The organism is Streptomyces sp. H51 (assembly GCF_035656535.1).
In the GTDB taxonomy this organism is placed as follows: Bacteria; Actinomycetota; Actinomycetes; order Streptomycetales; family Streptomycetaceae; genus Streptomyces.
The window spans coordinates 25,458-43,430 of the sequence record NZ_JAYMHD010000053.1 but is presented as its reverse complement, the minus strand read 5'-3'; the positions used below and the strand labels follow the sequence as shown (position 1 = coordinate 43,430).

Sequence of the window (17,973 nt, the reverse complement as noted above, 5' to 3'; positions counted from 1 at the left end):
TCCAGATTCACCGACCTGGAGGAGCAGTTGCATGGCCAGCGAGATCGTGATTGCACAGACAACCATTGATGACGAGGAACGAGCGAAGGCCCTCGCCCGCGGTGCGGTCGAGAACCGGTTGGCCGCCTGCGCCCACATCGACCCACCGTTCAATGCGGTGTACTGGTGGAAGGACGCTCTTGAGACGGCGCAGGAGTGGCGGATTTCGTACAAGACGACTCAGGAACGTCTTCCGGAACTTGAGGCTTGGGTGTCCGAGCAGCACAGCTACGAAGTTCCTGAGTGGGTCACACTCCCCGTGACTGGTGGATCCGAGGCATACCTGGCTTGGGTCGTCGAAGAGTCCACGCCGAGGCCGGCCAAGTGACGCCTCAGGCAACCAACCGCTGAATGTGTCGGGCGAGTTCGCGCTCGCTGGCCGGAAGCTGTGTAGCAATGGCTTGGGCGCGGGCTCGGCCCATCTTGGTTGGGCGAACATCCGCCGCTGCGACGAACTGACGTGATACGTAGACGCCTTGGTCGAGGTCTCCGCCACGCAAGAGCGCAGACGCCAAGTCGCCCAGCACAACGACGCCTGCTTCCGGTAGGTCCCTGCCCAGTCGGTCCACCGCATGGTCTGCGGTCTCGGCCAGTTCCTGCCTCCTCAGGTGCGCGTACACCGACAGCGCCAGGGAGTCCATGCGGTAGGGCGTCACGAAACGCACCCAGGCTTGCTCGGTGGTGTGATCGGCGAAGTCATACGCGAAGCGGGCGCGGTCCAGGGCGCGGAGGGCGTTTGCCTCGTCGTGGGCACTCGCGGTCTCTTCGGCGAACCTGCCGTAGATCCAGGCGGCTGCGGCTGCGTTGCCGGGGCCCCGTACCTCCTTGGCCGCTTGAGCCAACAGGTCGGCGGCCTTCTCAGAGGTGGCCGCGCCGTAGCTTGCGTATGCCAGTGCCAGGGCTCGCAGGGGCGGGTGCCCAGCCTCTTTCGCGCAGTCGTTGGTGACCTTGTAGTAGGCCTGTGCTCGAGCGTGGTCCCCCAAGTCCCATGCGACCCAGCCGGCCAGAGCGGCGGTCTCTCCAGCGGCGATCGTCAGAGTTCGCTCGTGTTCACCGGCTCGTGGTAGAGCGGCCGTGATCGCGTCGAGGTGGGCTTCGACTTCCCCTTGCAGTTCCCGTGCTGTGAGATGCCCTTCGGACACGTGTAATGCGCAGGCACGATCGACGAGGGTATCGACTGCCTCAGAGTCGATCTTCCTGCCCTTGCTGAGAGCGTGGGCAAGTCGTTCCCACGGTTCGGTGGCGGCGGCTGCCCCGATGACGGCTCCTCCGAGCAGCGTGCGGCGTTTCACGTCGTCCTGGTCCTCCCGTCGACGGCAAGTCCCCTTCCTCCGCCTGGTGCGGGCGGCTGCAGCCTCCCGCTGTAAGTCTTGTGGGGGTAAGCCGCAGGCCACCGCGATGTGCACAAGCGTGTGGTTCGTCGGGATGTTCTCGCCGTGCTCGTAGCGGTTGATCTCACGCCGGGTCATGGTTTCTCTGCCTGAGACGGCGTTGATCGCGGCTGCCTGCTCCTCCTGCGTCCGCCCGGCGTCCTTGCGGAGTCGAAGAAGCAGTGCAGCGAACTCGTCCTTTGCCATGAGTGTGACCTTGTCCTCGGGTGGAAACCAATCATGGCCGCGACTTCCCCTGCCCGTTTCCCCCTTGACGGGTTTTTCCCCCTCTGTTTTCCCCTGGCAGGGTGCCTGGACTCGCGAAACGGTGGGTCCGTGACCACGATCCGTAAGGCACTCGTCTCGGAGCGCCGCCACGTCAAGGGAGCCGACAAGACCCGGCTCTTTGAGGCGCATCGGATCGCTGCTGTCCTCGGCAGCGCGCAGCGCGGCCCGCAGGTGGCTTCCCTCACCTCCATCTCCTCAGCCGCAGGATGGGGGCCCAACAGCCTGATGACCGCCCCACCGGTCCGCCGCCCAAAACGACCGTCCGGCTGCCCTGCTGTGACGGATCGGGCCGCCGGGCGGTTCTCGAACCCGGCGAGCCCCGCCGGGCAACGCACCATCAGCCAGCAACGCTCGGCGCGCGGACGCCGAGAAGGAGATCAACGTGACTACCGTCCCCGGCATGACGACCGAGAACCCCCCGCCCCCGCCCGTCTCCGAGCAGGAACTGCGTGACGCGATGGTGCAAAGCCTCATCGATGTCGGAGCCCTTCGCAGTTCGCGTGTGGTGGCCGCCTTCCGTACGGTTCCCCGGCATCTGGCCGTGCCCGGCGTGGAGATGGCCCGGGCCTACGACGCGGAGTCCGCGCTCATCACCAAGACCGACGAGAGCGGCGTGGACGTCAGCTCGGTGTCGGCACCGAGGATCCAGGCCATGCAGATCGAGCAGGCCGACATCCAGCCCGGGATGAACGTTCTGGAGATCGGTTCCGGCGGGGTGAATGCTGCCTACCTCGCCGAGCTGGTCGGGAAGCAAGGGCGCATCGTCACCGTGGACATCGACCCGGACGTCACCGCGCGTGCCAAGGACTTCCTGAAGACGACCGGGCACCGGAACGTCACCGTGATCACCGGCGACGGCGGAAGCGGCGCCCTCGACTTCGCACCCTTCGACCGCATCATCGTCACCGTGCAGGCGGCCGACATCCCCTCCTCCTGGGTGCGCCAGCTCACGGAAGGCGGTCGGCTGGTCGTACCTCTGCGGATGCGCGGCATGACACGCTCCGTCGCCTTCGTCCGCGACGACCAGCGCCTCATCAGTGACGGCCTCGAACTGTGCGGATTCGTTCCCATGCAGGGTGCCGGTGAAAACCGCATGCGCGTCGTCCTCATCCACGACGTCGACGGCGAGGAGATCGGGCTGCGCCTGGACGACCAGCCGGAGCCCGACACCAAGGCCCTGGCGGAGGCACTGGCGATGCCGCGCTGCGAGGAGTGGTCCGGAGTGACCCTGGCCGGAGACGAATCCAACGAGCACCTGGACCTGTGGCTGGTGACCGCACTGGACAACCTGCCCCTGATGGCCGCACGGCCGGCCGCCCGGGAACGTGGCCTGGTGGCCTCCGCCTCCCCCCTCGGCATTCCCACGCTGGTGGTGGGTGACAGCTTCGCCTACCGCACCGTGCGCCGTACCGACGATCCGGACCGGTTCGAACTCGGCGCGTACGGCCACGGTCCGCAGGGCCGGAAGGCCGCCGAGCGGCTGGTCGAGGAGATCCGCACGTGGGATCGAGACCACCGCGGCGACCGCGCGCGCATCACCGTCTACCCGGCCGGGACGCCGGACGACCAGCTCGTCTGCGCCCGGGTCATCGACCGTCCGCACTCGCGGATCACGATCTCCTGGCCGTGACACTGCCAGCGTCGCGACCAGGTCGGCAAGGCACATCCACCCCCTCGCCATAGGAGGAGAACGAGATGGCACCGCAGAACACCGGCTCCACCCTGAAGGCCGCGACCGAGTTCACCGGCGACGCCGGATCGGACTTCGACCTCCACATCGAGACCGTCGCGTCCGTGGCTGTGCCCGGAGCACTGCTGAACGACACCGGCGACGGATGCGGTCAGACCTGCCAGTCCGCCTGCTCCAACAGCACCTGCATCGGCGGCTGACGGAACTCTGTGGGGCCGGGCCCGCCAGGCCCGGCCCCAACCCACCGTGACCATGAAGGAGGCGCAGCCATGTATCACGAAGTTGACGCGGGCATGATTAGGGCATCCGCATATCCGCTGTCGGCAACGGTGCCTCCCTGGCCGGACCTGGAGGGCGACACCGCCACCGACGTCATGCGGTGGAAGGAGTGGATCGCCCAGGTTTGCGCCGATGAAACCAGGGTTTCCGCGATCGAGGTCGCCAGCCCGCTCCTGGCCGACTCCATCCGCCAGGTCCTCGACGGCGAGTGCCGACGGCCACGCACCGTCCGCCGTATTGCCACGTCTCTGGCCCGCTACCTGCTGCGGATGCAGTACCGCGCCACGCCGTCAGGGCTGCTCGCCGGGCCGGCACCCCTGCGCATAGGCCGTACGGCACGCGTCAGATGGGGCACTGCTCACCGCGCCTTCGCGCGAGCCGACTCCCCGTGGCTGCACGACGTCATCGCGGTCCTCGAACATGACCCGGACGTCCTGCGCGCCCTCCCCGTGATCGTCAATCCCGGGTGCATCGTTCGAGGCGGACACGTCACCGTACTGCACCAGCCCGGAGCCGACGGCCCCACCGACACCAGGCTGCGCCGCACGCCGGCCGTGGATGCGGTGCTGGCCCTGGCCCACTCCGAAATCACGGTGGGCGACCTCGCAGACAAGCTGTCCAGTGACTATCCCGACACTCCGCCCGCGTTGATCGAGAACATGCTGCACGACCTCGTCGCCCACCGAGTCCTTCTCAGCAGCCTCCACGCCCCTATGACGTGCGATGACGCGCTCGGCCATCTCATCGCCCAGCTCGAAGCCACCGGCGTAGCCGCGGCCACAGCTCGGAAGCTGCGGCCGATCCGTACGCTCCTGGCCCGGCACAACAGCGGCCCCGTGGACGACCAGCGGGCTCTGCGCCGACAGGCCACAGCGACGATGATCGCGCTCACCGCCATCACGGAGCGGACGCTGGCGGTGAACCTTCGGCCGGACTGCGACATCGTCCTGCCCGAGGCAGTGGCCTGCGAGGCCAAGAAGGCGCTGGAGGTCATGGCACGGATCACGCCCTTCCCTCACGGCTCCCCGGCCTGGAAGGACTACCGCGCCCGGTTCCTGGAGCGGTACAGCATGGGCGCCATCGTCCCGCTGCAGGATCTGATCGACCCGGACACCGGCCTCGGCTACCCCGTCAGCTACCGGGGCACGGTGCTGAAGCGTCCGGTGCAAGCCACCTCCCGCCGCGATGAACACCTCCTCGACCTTGCCCAGGGCGCGGCTGTCAAAGACCAGCGCGATGTCGTCCTGGACCAGGACGACATCGAGGCTCTGTCTCTCAGCGAGCCGAGCCAGGTGCCTGCGCACGTCGAGCTGTGCTTCAGCATGCTCGCATCTTCCGTGGAAGACGTGGAGCACGGTGACTTCACACTGTCCATAGTGGGCCTGTCGCTCGGTGCCGGCACCACCGCCGGACGGTTCCTGACCATGCTGGACAGGCCGGACCGGGAACGGATGACCGCCGCGTACGCCGGTCTGCCCACGCTCACCGCCGGCGCGGTGCGCGGCCAGGTCTCCAGCCCTCCGCTGCGCGCACAGACGTACAACGTCGGCCGGGCCCCGGCTGTCGTGCCGAACGTGCTGGCCGTCGGAGAGCACAACCCGCACGCCACCGTCACGATGGACGACCTCGGCGTCGTCGCCGACGCGCAACGGCTCTACCTGGTGTCGCTGTCCACCGGCGAGACGATCGAGCCCTCTGTCCTGAACGCCGTCGAACTCAGCAACGCCACTCATCCCTTGGCCCGCTTCGTGTGCGAGCTCCACCGCTCGCACACTGCGCTACCGCTGCCGTTCTCGTGGGGCGCCGCAGCCCAGTTGCCGTTCCTGCCTGCGGTACGGGTAGGCCGCACCATCTTGTCCGCCGCCTGCTGGCGGCTGCGCATCCGCGACCTCGACGGCGCGGGCCCCTGGCCCTTCCGCTTCACCGACTGGCGTGTGCAATACGCCGTCCCGCGAACCGTCTACCTCGGCAGCGACGACCGCCGACTCCGGCTGGACCTGGACACCCCTACCCATGTGCAGATACTCCGCGCTGATCTCGAACGCCATGGCACCGTTGTGCTGCACGAGGCGCCGCCGGAGAACGCGTTCGGATGGGTAGGACGCGCACACGAGGTGACCATCCCGTTCGCCGCCGACCAGGCCCCCGTCCCCGCGCCCGTGTGCCGTCCCGGCGCGGTGGTGAGCCGGGACTCAGGACGGCTGCCGGGCACCTCCCCCTGGGCGTACCTGAAGCTTTACGGGAACGCTGACCGAGCGTCCGAGGTGCTGAGCCGGCACCTACCGCGTTTGCTCTCGGAGTTCGGCGGGAGCACCCCGGACGTCTGGTTCAGCCGATACGCCGATCCCGACAGCCACCTGCGGCTGCGACTGCGCCTGCCATCGCCCGAGTACTTCGGCGAGGCCGTTCAACGGACCGCGGCCTGGGCGGCCGAGCTGCGCAGCGAAGGACTCATCCAGCGGGTGCAGTGGGACACCGACAGCCCAGAGATCGGACGGTACGGCACCGGCCCCGCGCTGGAGGCCGCCGAACGGTACTTCGTGGCCGACTCCACCGCCGCCATCGCACAGCTCGTCCTCCCCATCCCGGAAACCTCCAGGCCGGCGATCACCGCCGCCAGCATCGTGGACATCGCCACCGCCTTCTTAGGCTCGCCCCCAGCCGGCCGGGAGTGGCTGACCTCGACCTTCCTGAAGGATGAGGGCGCCGTCTGCCCCCGTGACGTCCAAGACCTCGCTGTCCGCCTTACCGGCGCGGACCCCGACCAAGCGGCCACGGCACTGCGGCAACTCCCACGCGGTACTCACGCGGGCGAGGCCTGGGCGCTGCGCCGCCGACGCCTTGGCGAATACCGGCAGGCCCTCGAAGAGGCCGGAACCGACCCCGCCGACGTGCTGCCGTCCCTGCTCCACATGCACCACAACCGCGCTGCGGGCATCGACCAAGACACCGAAGCCACCTGCCGTCGTCTGGCCCGCGCCGCAGCACTGTCCTGGACCGCCCGCGCCGAAGGAGCCCTGCGGTGACCACCGCCCCGCTCGACACCGACCCCGCCACCCGGCAGTCCCTGGCACACGGCCCGCTCGGCGCCGCCATCCTCGACATCGAGCGCGCCCACGCCGGACACGCCAGCTTCCAGTCCGCCCACCACAAACTCGCCGATGCGGGACCGCTCATCGACGGCGACGACGCCAACCTGTTCCTCGGCGCCCCCGCGATGGCCTACGTCCTGCACCTGGCCGCTGCTGGAACCGATCGGTACGCCCGAGCACTCCGCACCTTGGACGACGTCGTAGCGGCCCTCGCCAGGCGCCGCCTGGCCGCCGCGCACGCTCGCATCGACGCAGGGCGGACCACCACCTTCGCCGAGTACGACCTCTTCCGCGGCCTGACGGGTATCGGCGCCCTCCTCCTCCGCCGGCAACCGGACGGCCAAGAGCTGCGGCACGTCCTGGAGTACTTCGTCAGGCTCACCGAGCCAGCCCCCGGCCCGCAGGATCAACCGCTGCCCGGTTGGTGGGTCGGCCACGCGCCAGCGGCCAACCAGGCAGCCACCCCGGGCGGCCATGCCAACGCCGGCCTCGCTCACGGCATCACGGGCCCCCTTGCGCTGCTCGCCCTGGCCAAGCGTCGTGGCATCACCGTGGAGGGCCACGAACTCGCGATGTGCCGCATCCTGCGCTGGCTGGACAGCATCCGGCAGAGCGACCACCAGGGAACCCGCTGGCCTCGCTGGGTCAGCAAGACGGGTGCGGCTCCCACCCACGGTGCCGCGCCGTCCTGGTGCTACGGCACCCCGGGCATCGTCCGCGCCCAGCAGCTCGCCGCCATCAGCCTCGGCGACGACGACCGCAAACGCGCGGCCGAGCGCGCCCTGCTGTACTGCCTGGCCGACTCCCGGCAGCTCGACCGACTCACCAACCGCGGCCTGTGCCACGGCGTGGGCGGGCTGATCCGCACCGTGCAGCGCGTCGCACGGGACGCGGAGACCCCCAAGCCGTTCGACGACTGGCTGCAGCGCGCGTCCGAACGCTTCCTCGCGATGCCAGCGCCCCAGGAGCCCGACTTCCTCGAAGGGGCGGCAGGGGCCGCCCTTGCGTTCATGAGCGCCGAACCCGGCGCTGTGACCGCCACGGACTGGGACGCCTGCCTGCTGCTGATCTAGGAGGCGCCAAATGCAGCGGGATGGCACCAACCACCTCGAGGACGCCGTCCTGGCCGTCCTCCGCGGCATACCGATCGAACAAGCGTCCCGGCGGGCGCAGATGCCACCCGCCCGGCTGGCCGAAGCGGTCGAACGCTACCGGGCCGCCGGCCGGGCCGCCCTCGAATGCCAGCTCACAGGCTGGTACCAGGCATACATCACCTTCAAGCACTACCCATCAGCCGCTCGGGCCTTCCGCGCCCACCTCCTGCCCGCCCTGCAAGGTGAGGCCGTAGGCAGATGGTGGTTTCTCCGGAAGTACCCGTGCTGGAGGCTGCGCGTACAACCGGCAGCAGGCACCTCTTTGGAAGACACCGTCGAGCACACGGTGCGGGCACTCGACTCGGCCGTCTCAGAGGGTGACGTGAAGCGATGGCAGCCGACCGCGTATGAGCCGGAGAGGATCGCATTCGGCGGACTGGAAGGCATGGCGATCGCCCACCGCATCTTCCACGCCGACAGCATGGGCGTGCTCATGTACGACCAGTTTGCTGACGATCGTATGGGCGGACTACCTGACGCCAAGACCACATCCCTGCTCGTACTCGCGTTCTTCCTGCGTGCTGCGGGGCTGGAGTGGAGTGAGCAGGGTGATGTGTGGGGCCAAGTCGAGGCGAAGCGAGCACTGCCCGCAGACGTACCTCCGGACAAGCTCAACAGCCTGATAGACCCGATGCGGAAGCTCCTCACGCTGGACACTGGCCCTGCCCTCTCCCATGGGCCGCTCAACCCCTTGCGCGACTGGATGGCTGCCATGAAAGACGGTGGCCAGGATCTCAAGGAGGCCGCGGGTGCGGGCCATCTCGGACTCGGCCTGCGGGGCGTGCTGGCCCGGCATATCGTCTTTCACTGGAACCGCATGGGATTCAGCATCCGCCAGCAGGCCATCTGGTCTCGCGCAGCTCGTGAAGCACTGCTCGGTCAGTGAAGCAACAGGGTGTCCGCGCGGACGCCTACGTTCGAACCCATGAGCGTCCTATCTCGCTGGCCGTCCTGGAGCCGGTTTTTCAGCAGACCTGGTGGACACCGTTCAGCTCTTCCGACCGGACCACAGGACCTGAACGAGGAAACGGGTGTGGACCAACCTGACCCGGACGTCAGCCTGTGGGAGGGCCTGGGCACGGTGTTCGCCGCCGTGCCGAATGCGTTGACGGGTACCGGGTGGAGCTGGGGCCCGCCTGATGGCCAAGGGGGAGGTCATCCTGGCCACCAGGCAGGGGATCACGGGGTGTCGAGCGAAAGCGGATGGTCGGCGAACACAGCGAGGGCGGAGCGCTTACTCGAACCGCTGGATCCAGCCGGCCGGCGTTTTCGCTTCTTCGTAGGTGGGGACGAGCTCAGGGCGGTGCCAGACCTGGTTGAAGGCGTCGAGGCCGTGGGCCGTGATGATGTCGCCGACGCTGTCGGTGGCCCTGATCAGGTCGTCGACGGATACATCGAACTTCAGGGACTTCTTCAGGGCCTTGAAGCGGAGGGAAGCGTGGGGGCTTCCTCCCTTGGTCGACACCGGGGCGCCGAAGACTTTGGTGGTGATCTGCTTGTCTGTCCAGTAGGCGTGGCCCTCCACCAAGAAGCCGAAGTCGCGGTCGGCTATGCCACGCTGCTCGGGGTAGAGGGTGCCCATCAGCCGCCACATGGCGCCGTCGTCTGCGGCGTACTGAGCGAGGTGGGTCATCTCGTGGGCGGCGTGTCTGAGCAGTACAGGGTCATCGTTGAGCCAGCCTGCCTCCCACATGGCCTTGGGCATGATGGCCAGCTCGGGTCCGCCCCGCCGGAACTCGACGGTCTGGCCGCCGACCATCGGCCAGATGAGGCGACGGCTCTTGCGCTTCTCTTTCACCTTCTCCTTCGCGGCGTGTCGGTTGCTGCGGGAAGGGCGCAGTTCGCGGGCTTCCGCGCGCAGGAGGTGTCTGTCCCGGCGGCGGTGCGCCGCCTGCCACCCGCGCGGGGTCATCGTCCGGAGGACTACGGTGTCGGGTAGAGCCAGCCCGGTGACCGCCTCGACCAGAGGGGCGGCCTGCTCGGCTGCGGCTTCGAGACGCTCCGCGAACGTGTCGTATCTGCTGCCTGCGTCATGGTGAACAACGATCTTGGTCATGTTGCTTTCAAAGGCTCGGAGTGAACAGGGCTGGTCAGAACGGTGCTGTGTGGCCGGTCGGGTCAGCGGATTCCCCGCTCGCGCTCGAGGTCGGTGACGTGTCTGCGGTACCAGGCGAACTCCGCCCGGGCCGCGCGGGCGTAATGCCGGACGACTTCCTTGCCGAGAAGGCGCCTGGCGATCGTGCTGTCCGCGAAACGGATGAGTGCTTCGCCGAGGTCCGCAGGGACCGGGACGCTGTCCAGTTCCTCGTAGGCGTCACCATCGCAGGCCGGCCGCGGGGTCAAGCCCTCTTCGATGCCGTGGGCGATGGCGGCGGTGTAGGCGGCGAGCGCGAGGTAGGCGTTGGCGTCGGCGCCGGCGAGGCGGACCTCGAGGTGCGCGCCGCTGCCGTGGCCGGTGACGCGGATGGCGCAGCCACGGTGATCGTGGCCCCAGTTGAAGCGCGTGGGGGCGAACGAGTGCGGCCAGTAGCGCTTGAACGAGTTGACGCAGGGTGCGTACAGGGGTGCCAGGTGCGGCAGTGCGGAGAGCATCCCGGCGACGGCTCGTTCCATCACGGGTGGCAGGTCTTCGCCGCGGTGGTGGGCGAATGCTGGCTTGTCGTTCTCGGTCCACAGCGACAGGTGCAGATGCAGGCCGCTGCCGACTCCCGTCTGCGGAGCCGCCATGAAGGCGGGGGTCATGCCGTGCCGCGCGGCGAGGTCGCGGACCAGGTGCCGGAAGACGGCGTAGTCGTCGCAGGCCTTTAGCGCCTGGCCGTAGGCGAACGTCACCTCGGCCTGGCCCGCCGCGCCCTCAGTCTTGATCGCTTCATGGACGATCCCCGCCTCGTTGAGCGTGTCGGCCAGTTGGCGGAAGAAGTCGTTGGCGATGGGCGGGTGCTGGAGGCTGTAGTCGAGGTTGTCGGGCCAGGCTGGTTGTCGGTCGGTCGGGCCGTCCGTGTACAGGACGAACTCGCTCTCGACTCCCGCTTTCACCAGGTAGCCCAGATCCCGCAGCCGCTGCAGTTGAGCTTCGAGGACGTGCCGTGGGGCGACCTCCACGGGGGTGCCGTCGTCGTGCAGTGCGGTCCCGATCAGGAGCGCGGTCTGGGGGCGGTGGGGCAGCATCCGTACGGTGTCCAGGTCGGGCTGGACGCGGAGGTCGCCGAAACCGCGGTCCCAGCCGGTGAGGCCGAAGCCGTCCAGAGGCGTCATGTCGACGTCGGTCGCCAGGACGTACGCGCACATCTCCGTTCCCCCAGTCATCCGCTCGAGGAAGACCGGGGCGTTGAAGATCTTGCCCTGGAGGCGGCCCAGGAGGTCCGGCACGGCCACCATGACGTCCGTGACCTTCCCCTCCCGGACAAGGCTCTCTAGCGCCTCACGGGATGCGGCGAATGCGTCGATGCGGTGTGTCGCTTCAGCGGTCATCAGAATCCCTCGCCGAGGAGAGCTTCGCCGGGCTGGGCGGTGTTCGCGGCGGTGAGCTGGTAGGCCTTCTTGCCGCGGGTCAGCCACGTGCCCCACGCCAGCAACAGCGCGACCACGAGCGTCACCCCGGCGTAGTTGAAGGAGTCCGCGGTGATCGGGGTGGACTGCGGAAGGCAGAACACGCCGGTTATGAACACGACGTAGGCGACAGCAACCACGCCGACCGGCTTGCGCCAGCGCCCCAGGCTCCACGGGCCCGGCTGGTAGTCCCGGCCCTTACGCAGAGCGAGGTAGACGGGGATGCCATAGGCGGGGATCATGCCGACGGCGTTGATCGCGGTGATCGCACCGTAGGCGGCAGGTGACCACAGTGCCGGCAGAGCCAGGACGAACGGCACGATGACGGCGAACCACACCGCCCGCGTGGGGGTCTTCGTGCGCTCGTTGACGAGCTGCCAGCTCTGCCACATCGGCAGGGCCCGGCTGCGGGAGAACGCGTAGATCATGCGCGACGCGGCGGCGACCTCGGCATTGCCGCAGAACAGCATCGCCACGATGACGACCAGGAGCAGTACCTTGGCGCCGCTCGCACCGAGGACGTCGAGGAAGATCTGCGCGGGCGGCACTCCGGTAACGGTGTTCTGGGTGGCGGTGTAGTCCTGCATGGCGAACAGCAGTCCGGCGATGAGGACGAACCCGGCCGCCCACGACACGTAGATGGAGCGGACGATGCCGCGGGGCGCGGAGGTCTGGGCGTCGGTGGTCTCCTCGGCCACGTGGGCGGAGGCGTCGTAGCCGCAGAACGTGTAGCCGGCCAGCAGACTGCCGACCAGCGCCACATAGAAGGGGCTGGAGAAGCCGGTGTCGTTGTGGAAGTGGGTGAACACGAAGTCCGGTGACTGGTGCTGGGCGGGGGCGAAGGTGAGGGCGCCGACGATGACGGCGACACCGACGAGCTGCCACCACACGGAGATCGAGTTCAGCAGCGTGACCAGGCGCACCCCGGCGGAGTTGAGCAGCCCGTGCAGGAGCAGGATGCAGCCGAAGATGAGCATGGTGCTGCCGTCGGTGGGGGTGATGCCCCACTGCATCTGTGCGAAGGCCCCGGCGAAGGCCGCCGCGCCGTAGTCGATGCCGGCGATCGCACCGAGCAGGCCGAGCAAGTTCAGCCAGCCGGTCCACCACCCCCAGCGCGGTCCACCGAGCTTGTCAGCCATGAAGTACGGGCCACCGGAGGTGGGGTAGGCGGAGACGACATCGGCCAGGGACATTCCGACCAGTAGGGTCAGGAAGCCAATGACCAGCCAGCTTCCGAGCATGACCACGGGCCCGCCGTGGCCCAGCCCGAACCCGAACAGCGACATTCCGCCGGCCAGGATGCAGATGACCGAGAAGCTGATCGCGAAGTTCCCGAAGGTGCCCATCTTGCGGGACAGCTCGGGCCTGATTCCGAGGGCTGCCAGGACGTCATCATCGCTGATGGGTTTCACCGTGCCGGATCTTCTGTGAGACACCACGAAATCACTTTCGGAAGGGGGAGAGGCAGGGGAAAGAGCTGGGAGGAAGGCCGTCCAGCGGGGGTGCGCGACTGTTCACCGGGGCGCCGTTACCGGACGACGGACGCTCGGATCCGCAGGAACTCGTCCCGCCAGTCCCTGGAGCGGCCGAGGCTGGCGTTGATGTCCTTCCACGGCTGCGGCGTGACATGGGGGCCCATTGCGTTGAACACCCACGCAGCCCGCTCGGTCTCACCGCAGGCAACCAGGGCGTGCGCCAGGTGGCTGAGGTCGGACAGGGGCACCCACGAGTACTCGGCGGGCGGGACGTGGACGAACCAGTCGTCCCAGGCCCGGCGCGCGTAGTGCCCGACCTGCTCGGTGAGCCAGAACTGCAGCGAACCGCCCTTGCTGTGCCGCTCCCGGTAGAGGTCCATGAGCGAGTACAGAGGCAGCATCAGCAGTTGGGGGTCCGGGGTGCGACTTGAGACCAGCCAGGCCGAGTACTGCATGGCGATGCCTGGACCCCCGCCGCGCCGCAGGAAGTATTCCCGCATACGGTGATGGCCTTCCCGGCTGCCGGGATGACGCCGTTTGATCTCGGCGAGGATCGGCCACGGCCCTGGGAAGGGCATCGTGGGGTCCTCCAGCCGATCCCACGGCGATGGGCGAGTATGGGCATAGGGGTCGAAGTCGCGTGCAGCGAAGGAAAGCTGCGTCAGATGCAGCAGGCAGATCCACGGCACCGGGCAGGCCGGCCACAGATCAGCCGCCTTCCAGCAGGCCTGCCGCGCGAGGGCTGCAGCACGCGCCACCACCCGGTGATCGTCGTCGTTGTGGTAGGCCTCCACCGCTGCCCGGGTGAGCGCCCGCGCCCACATCATCAAGGCGTGTGCGCTATTCGGCTCTTCGTTCCGCCACGTGAAAAAGACGCCTGCCTCGCCTACGCCGGCCGCGAGTAGCTGACTGCGGCTCGTCCGCAGCGCCCAGTGCGAGCCGGTCCGGGAGAACAGGTTACGGGCGGCCAGGTAGCGCCCCAGCTTGAGATCTTCCAGCGCGGCGCGAAGATCGGAGTCGGCACCGACCGGACTGACGACCAGGTCCATGCCATCGGAGGCGGTCCCCTCCTTTGTGCGTCGGACGGAGGGGGCGGTGGTCGTTAAGAACTCGGGCATGAGTGCCTCGGTGATTAGGGGGTGATTAGGTGAAGGTGACGGCTGCCGGCCGCTACTCGCCCCAGCTCTTCGGCAGGATGACCTGCACGGTCTTCCCGACCGCCTCACCTTCGTCGTTATGCCTGATGCACCAGGCCAGGCGGCCGCGGTAGTGGTGCACCCACCACAAGCCGTGGGGCTTCCCGCCCTCGGCCGGCGGCGTGCTCACCTTGTCGAAAACGGGGAAGTCGGGGACCGCGTCATCCACCTCGATGACCAAGTCATCGGAGTCCTTCGGGCACACGAGCCGGATGGCGATGACGTTTCCGTCGAGGGGCTTCGCGTGAATGAAAGCGTTGTCCGTGAGAATGGCGGCTACGCGTGAGGCGGCGTCGACGTTGCCGGGCCAGCGGGCCGCGGTGAGCCGCGGGCGGACCCGGATCCGCGTGTTGCTGCCGATCCACGGATCAGCAGTCATGAGCGCTGGCCACCGGTATCTCGGCTCCTCGATCCACAGGAATTCATGGGGCGCGGTGGCCGGAGCCCCAGATGCTTCGACCGGAGCCGAGATGGCGGGTTGCTGCATGGGCGGGTTCACGAGAGGACTCCCTGGTTTCCGTGCTCGGACGTGCACTCTCAGCGAGGGTGTTGATCAGCGTGGACCTGCATGGGGTGCCAGCACCATGTCAGCGAAGTGCCAATTGCATAGCCCTTCTGAGTGCCACGTGCCATCCGAGGGCCACTCAAGTGCCAACCGCTGCCGGTGGGTTGAACTGAGAAGGAACGGCGGTATCCCCTTCGTGTCAAAGGGATCGACGCACAGGCAGTTCCGCTGACTGACCCACGGCTCACCATTGGGGGGCAATGTGAGTGAACATCCTCCGCAGACGCTGCTGAAGGAGCTGTGCAACCAGCGCGGCCTCGACATTCCCAAGATGGTTGAGCTGTTCGAGAGGACAGCGGACGAGGTGATCGGCAAGGGCGCCAAAAACCCGACCTGTAGCGAGCGCACGGCCAAACGCTGGAGAGCCGGGGGCGTCAACCCTGCTTCTCTGTCCCCGGACACCCGGCGTGTCTTAGAGGCCATGTTCAGCCATCGGGTCACCCACCTGTTTGCGCCGCCGCCGCAGCCCGATCCCCATGCACCCGCGTTCGACCTGGAGCACGAAATCGATATGACCGCACGCGACGCTCAGGAAGACGCCAGCGCCATGGCCGCTGCGTCTGTCTCCGACACCAGCCTTGACCAACTCACCGACGACGTGATGACGCTCGCGCGCGAGTACGCATCCATCGCCCCAGCCCAGGCCTTCCACCGCGGCCGGGTTCTCCAGACACAGCTCCAAGACCTGCGCGACCGTACCCAGGTACCCGCGCAGCAGCAGCGGCTGCTCGTCCTCCTCGGGCAGGCCACAGCCCTGCTCGCCGCGTCGGCATTCGACCTCGGCGCATTCGACAGCGCGCGCCGCCTGGCTCGTTCTGCCGATCTCTACGGGGAGACCTCGCGCTTCGATCCGCTGCGCGCGTACTGCGACGGCATCCTGGCCTACATCGCCTACTTCACGGGCATGCCCGCCGACGCCGTAGCCAAGGCCCGCCGTGCGCAGACCTACGGCGGCCTCGGGGACGTGGCCCGTCGGCGTCTGCTCGCCATCGAGGCTCGCGCGCACGGGTATCTCGGGGATGTCCAGTCGGCACACCAGGCGATCAGGATGTCCGAGGAAGTCGAGAGCGGCGCGCGCGACGAGCTGCACGACGGCATCGGCGGCGAGTTCGGATTCACGGTCGAGCGCCTCGCCATGTCGAGCAGCTCGACCGCTCTCCTCGTCCACGACCCGGCTCAGGCAGAGCGGTCAGCGCGCAAGGCTCTCGACCTCATCCAGCAGCGGCCGGCTGACAGGCGCTCGACCCACGTTCTGGGCGGCGCGGCCGCGGACCTGGCCATGGCACGTCTGTTCGTCAACGATGTCGAAGGTGCTGCTGAGGCGCTGCTGCCGCTGTGGGACATCCCAGCCGACCAGCGAGTGACTGGCGTGCTCGCCAGGACGGGGCAGATTCAGCACTTCCTCACTCAGCCGTCCTTCCGCGGGGCCGTGCTCCCCGGCGAACTGCGCGGCCGGGTCGAAGAGTTCACCCGCACCGCGACCGCACACCAGCTCACCGGCCCCGCACTTCTGCAACTGGAAGCCTGACTCATATCAAGGAGGCGAGGATCTTCGCTTCCTTCTCCTCGGCGATCCCGTGTTCCGCCCACCGTGGGTGGTCCACGGGGCGCCCATCGGCCGCCCACCACCGCCACGTGTCGCGGACCGTCTTGGCGATCGGCCGACAGGTCAGACCTGCCGCCACGGCGCGGCTGGAGTCAACCGCCCACACCCCGGCGTGTGTTCGCCACAGGGGCAGCTCCGTCCACTGCTTGACGCCCTGGTCGACCAGGACCGCGGGATCCACCCAGACCGGGGCCCCGGCGCCGCCCGTCTCGTGCAGACAGGCCTCCAGGAAGCCGCGGAAGGTGATGCCCTCGGGGTGGGTGACGTTGTAGCCGCCGCTCACGTCGCTGGCCGCCATCGTCAGGGCGAAGTCGGCGACGTCCCGCACGTCGACCGGCTGAATGCGCTGCTCGGCCGGGGCCGGGGCGAGGATGCGGCCCCCACGCTGGGCTCGCTCAAGCCACCAGGGAAGGCGTCCCACGTACTCGCCGGGCCCCAGGATCACGCCTGGCCGCAGGAACACCGCGGCGTCGCCGAAGGCCTCGGCCACTGCACGCTCCCCGCCAGCCTTCTGGAACCCGTACTGCGTGGGCGAGCCGTCCTCGCCGGTGTAACCGTAAGACTCGTCGGCGTCCGGCGGACAGTCGAGGAGCGGGGAGGCGTCGGTGAGCGGCTGGTGCGGCCATCCCTCGTACACGGACACGGTGGAGATGTGCACCCAGCGGGCCGCGGCCGGGCGCAGCGCGGTGGCGGCCGTGAGGACGTCCCGTGGGGGGAAGTCGGAGCTTGAGGTGTCGATAACGGCATCCCACGGCCCGTGTTCGGCGAGGCGTTCGAGGTCGGCCTGGCTTGTTCGGTCTCCGTGGACCTGCTTCACGTCGTCCACGTTGTGCCCGGAGCGCCCGCGGTTGAAGGTGGTGACCTGCCACCCTTTTCTCAGCGCGCTCTTCGCAATGTGCCTGCCCAAGAACCAGGTGCCACCCATGACCAGAATCCTCATAAGGGCGATCCTGCCGTGCGCGCCTGCACGGGCGGAAGTGCGCTCCCCTACTGCAATCCCTCAACTGGCCTGAGAGAGCTGCGAAAGGGCGGACTGTCGTATCAGTCGATGTTGGAGTCCGTCTGCGGAGCTCTTCGGGCGTTGTTCCTGATGTTGGCGAAGGGCAGAGCTCCGTGGAGTTCTTTGAACTCGTCGATCAGGTCCTGCTCAGCCTCACCCGCGTCGTCCTCGGTCATCGACCGCCAGGCGACGAGCAGCGCGTCCGAGTCGACCAACTGCCAGATGTAGCGACCGCCCCAATGGCCAGCCAGCAGACCGTTGCCGTGTCTGCAGTAGTCGGCAAGCCGCCGATTCAGTCCGTCCCGGCCCGCGGCCTTGCCGATGTACACGACCGTTGCTCCGTTCACCCAGGCATCGTCGAGCTTGTCGGCCGTCACGGAGGGGTCGCGGCCTTTGAGGCGTCCGGCAGGGCTGGCGGGGAGGAACGACGGGGGCGAGGTGTCCGTGCGGATCACCACGTAGATTCCGTGCCCGGTGGGGACGTTGCTGCCGGGCAGCTCACGGAACGGCACGAAGCCGCGGAAGCCCCGTTCGGTCAAGGTCTTCTGCGTCAGCTCTGGTATCGGGCCCATGCCAGGCATCGTGCCAGGCGCACCTGACAGTCCTCGAGTGCAGAGATCACAGTCGGACGAGGTAGTCGTCTGGATCAACACCGCCGACAGTGTGGTGG

At 68.2% G+C, this 17,973-nt stretch carries 15 protein-coding genes; 7 read left to right on the top strand and 8 right to left on the bottom strand.

The window, feature by feature from the left end; all coding sequences use genetic code 11:
• The first annotated feature begins 31 nt into the window (after positions 1-31).
• Positions 32-367, top strand: a complete 336-nt coding sequence (cutA, locus tag VKA29_RS18930) for a divalent-cation tolerance protein CutA (RefSeq protein ID WP_324787045.1) — start codon at positions 32-34, stop codon at positions 365-367.
• Positions 368-371: 4 nt separating this feature from the next.
• Here the strand turns inward: cutA and VKA29_RS18925 are convergent, their stop codons facing one another.
• Positions 372-1,616 (bottom strand): helix-turn-helix transcriptional regulator, encoded by a 1,245-nt coding sequence (locus tag VKA29_RS18925; protein ID WP_324787044.1) that lies wholly within the window; start codon positions 1,614-1,616, stop codon positions 372-374.
• Positions 1,617-2,097: 481 nt separating this feature from the next.
• Here VKA29_RS18925 and fxlM point away from each other — a divergent pair, with 481 nt between their 5' ends.
• The 5 genes from fxlM (at position 2,098) to VKA29_RS18900 (ending at position 8,798) form a co-directional block, all read left to right on the top strand.
• Complete coding sequence (gene fxlM / locus VKA29_RS18920; RefSeq protein ID WP_324787043.1) at positions 2,098-3,327, top strand: methyltransferase, FxLD system; 1,230 nt, start codon at positions 2,098-2,100, stop codon at positions 3,325-3,327.
• 65 nt (positions 3,328-3,392) lie between these two features.
• Positions 3,393-3,587 carry an FxLD family lanthipeptide gene (locus tag VKA29_RS18915; protein ID WP_324787042.1) on the top strand — a complete coding sequence of 65 codons (195 nt, stop codon included), beginning with the start codon at positions 3,393-3,395 and terminating at the stop codon, positions 3,585-3,587.
• A gap of 69 nt (positions 3,588-3,656) precedes the next feature.
• Entirely contained in the window at positions 3,657-6,692 is a 3,036-nt protein-coding gene (locus VKA29_RS18910; RefSeq protein WP_324787041.1) for a lantibiotic dehydratase, read from the top strand.
• Positions 6,689-7,831, top strand: a complete 1,143-nt coding sequence (locus VKA29_RS18905; RefSeq protein WP_324787040.1) for a lanthionine synthetase C family protein — start codon at positions 6,689-6,691, stop codon at positions 7,829-7,831. Before VKA29_RS18910 ends, VKA29_RS18905 begins: the two co-directional genes overlap by 4 nt.
• A 10-nt stretch (positions 7,832-7,841) precedes the next feature.
• Complete coding sequence (locus VKA29_RS18900) at positions 7,842-8,798, top strand: thiopeptide-type bacteriocin biosynthesis protein (RefSeq protein ID WP_324787039.1); 957 nt, start codon at positions 7,842-7,844, stop codon at positions 8,796-8,798.
• A gap of 348 nt (positions 8,799-9,146) precedes the next feature.
• On the opposite strand, the gene VKA29_RS18895 is transcribed toward VKA29_RS18900, so the two are convergent.
• The 5 genes from VKA29_RS18895 to VKA29_RS18875 all read right to left on the bottom strand — a co-directional run bounded on the left by VKA29_RS18895 (position 9,147) and on the right by VKA29_RS18875 (position 14,631).
• A complete protein-coding gene (locus VKA29_RS18895) occupies positions 9,147-9,968 on the bottom strand; it encodes a zinc-dependent metalloprotease (RefSeq protein WP_324787038.1) in 822 nt (273 codons plus the stop codon).
• Positions 9,969-10,030: 62 nt separating this feature from the next.
• Positions 10,031-11,290 (bottom strand): glutamine synthetase family protein, encoded by a 1,260-nt coding sequence (locus tag VKA29_RS18890; protein WP_324787037.1) that lies wholly within the window; start codon positions 11,288-11,290, stop codon positions 10,031-10,033.
• A 92-nt stretch (positions 11,291-11,382) separates the two neighbouring features.
• The gene (locus tag VKA29_RS18885) at positions 11,383-12,873 is read right to left on the bottom strand and encodes an amino acid permease (protein ID WP_324787036.1); all 1,491 of its coding nucleotides are present in this window, start codon (positions 12,871-12,873) and stop codon (positions 11,383-11,385) included.
• Positions 12,874-12,989: 116 nt separating this feature from the next.
• Positions 12,990-13,985, bottom strand: coding sequence for a hypothetical protein (locus tag VKA29_RS18880; RefSeq protein WP_324787035.1), 996 nt, complete (start codon positions 13,983-13,985; stop codon positions 12,990-12,992).
• 121 nt (positions 13,986-14,106) lie between these two features.
• Positions 14,107-14,631 (bottom strand): hypothetical protein, encoded by a 525-nt coding sequence (locus VKA29_RS18875; RefSeq protein WP_324787034.1) that lies wholly within the window; start codon positions 14,629-14,631, stop codon positions 14,107-14,109.
• A 268-nt stretch (positions 14,632-14,899) separates the two neighbouring features.
• On the opposite strand from VKA29_RS18875, the gene VKA29_RS18870 reads away from it, so the two are divergent.
• Positions 14,900-16,225 carry a DNA-binding protein gene (locus VKA29_RS18870; protein ID WP_324787033.1) on the top strand — a complete coding sequence of 442 codons (1,326 nt, stop codon included), beginning with the start codon at positions 14,900-14,902 and terminating at the stop codon, positions 16,223-16,225.
• Position 16,226: 1 nt separating this feature from the next.
• Here VKA29_RS18870 and VKA29_RS18865 read toward each other — a convergent pair whose 3' ends face one another.
• Both VKA29_RS18865 and VKA29_RS18860 read right to left on the bottom strand, forming a co-directional pair.
• Positions 16,227-17,243, bottom strand: a complete 1,017-nt coding sequence (locus VKA29_RS18865) for an NAD-dependent epimerase/dehydratase family protein (RefSeq protein WP_324787032.1) — start codon at positions 17,241-17,243, stop codon at positions 16,227-16,229.
• Between the two features lie 101 nt (positions 17,244-17,344).
• The gene (locus VKA29_RS18860) at positions 17,345-17,875 is read right to left on the bottom strand and encodes a hypothetical protein (protein WP_324787031.1); all 531 of its coding nucleotides are present in this window, start codon (positions 17,873-17,875) and stop codon (positions 17,345-17,347) included.
• Positions 17,876-17,973 lie beyond the last annotated feature (98 nt).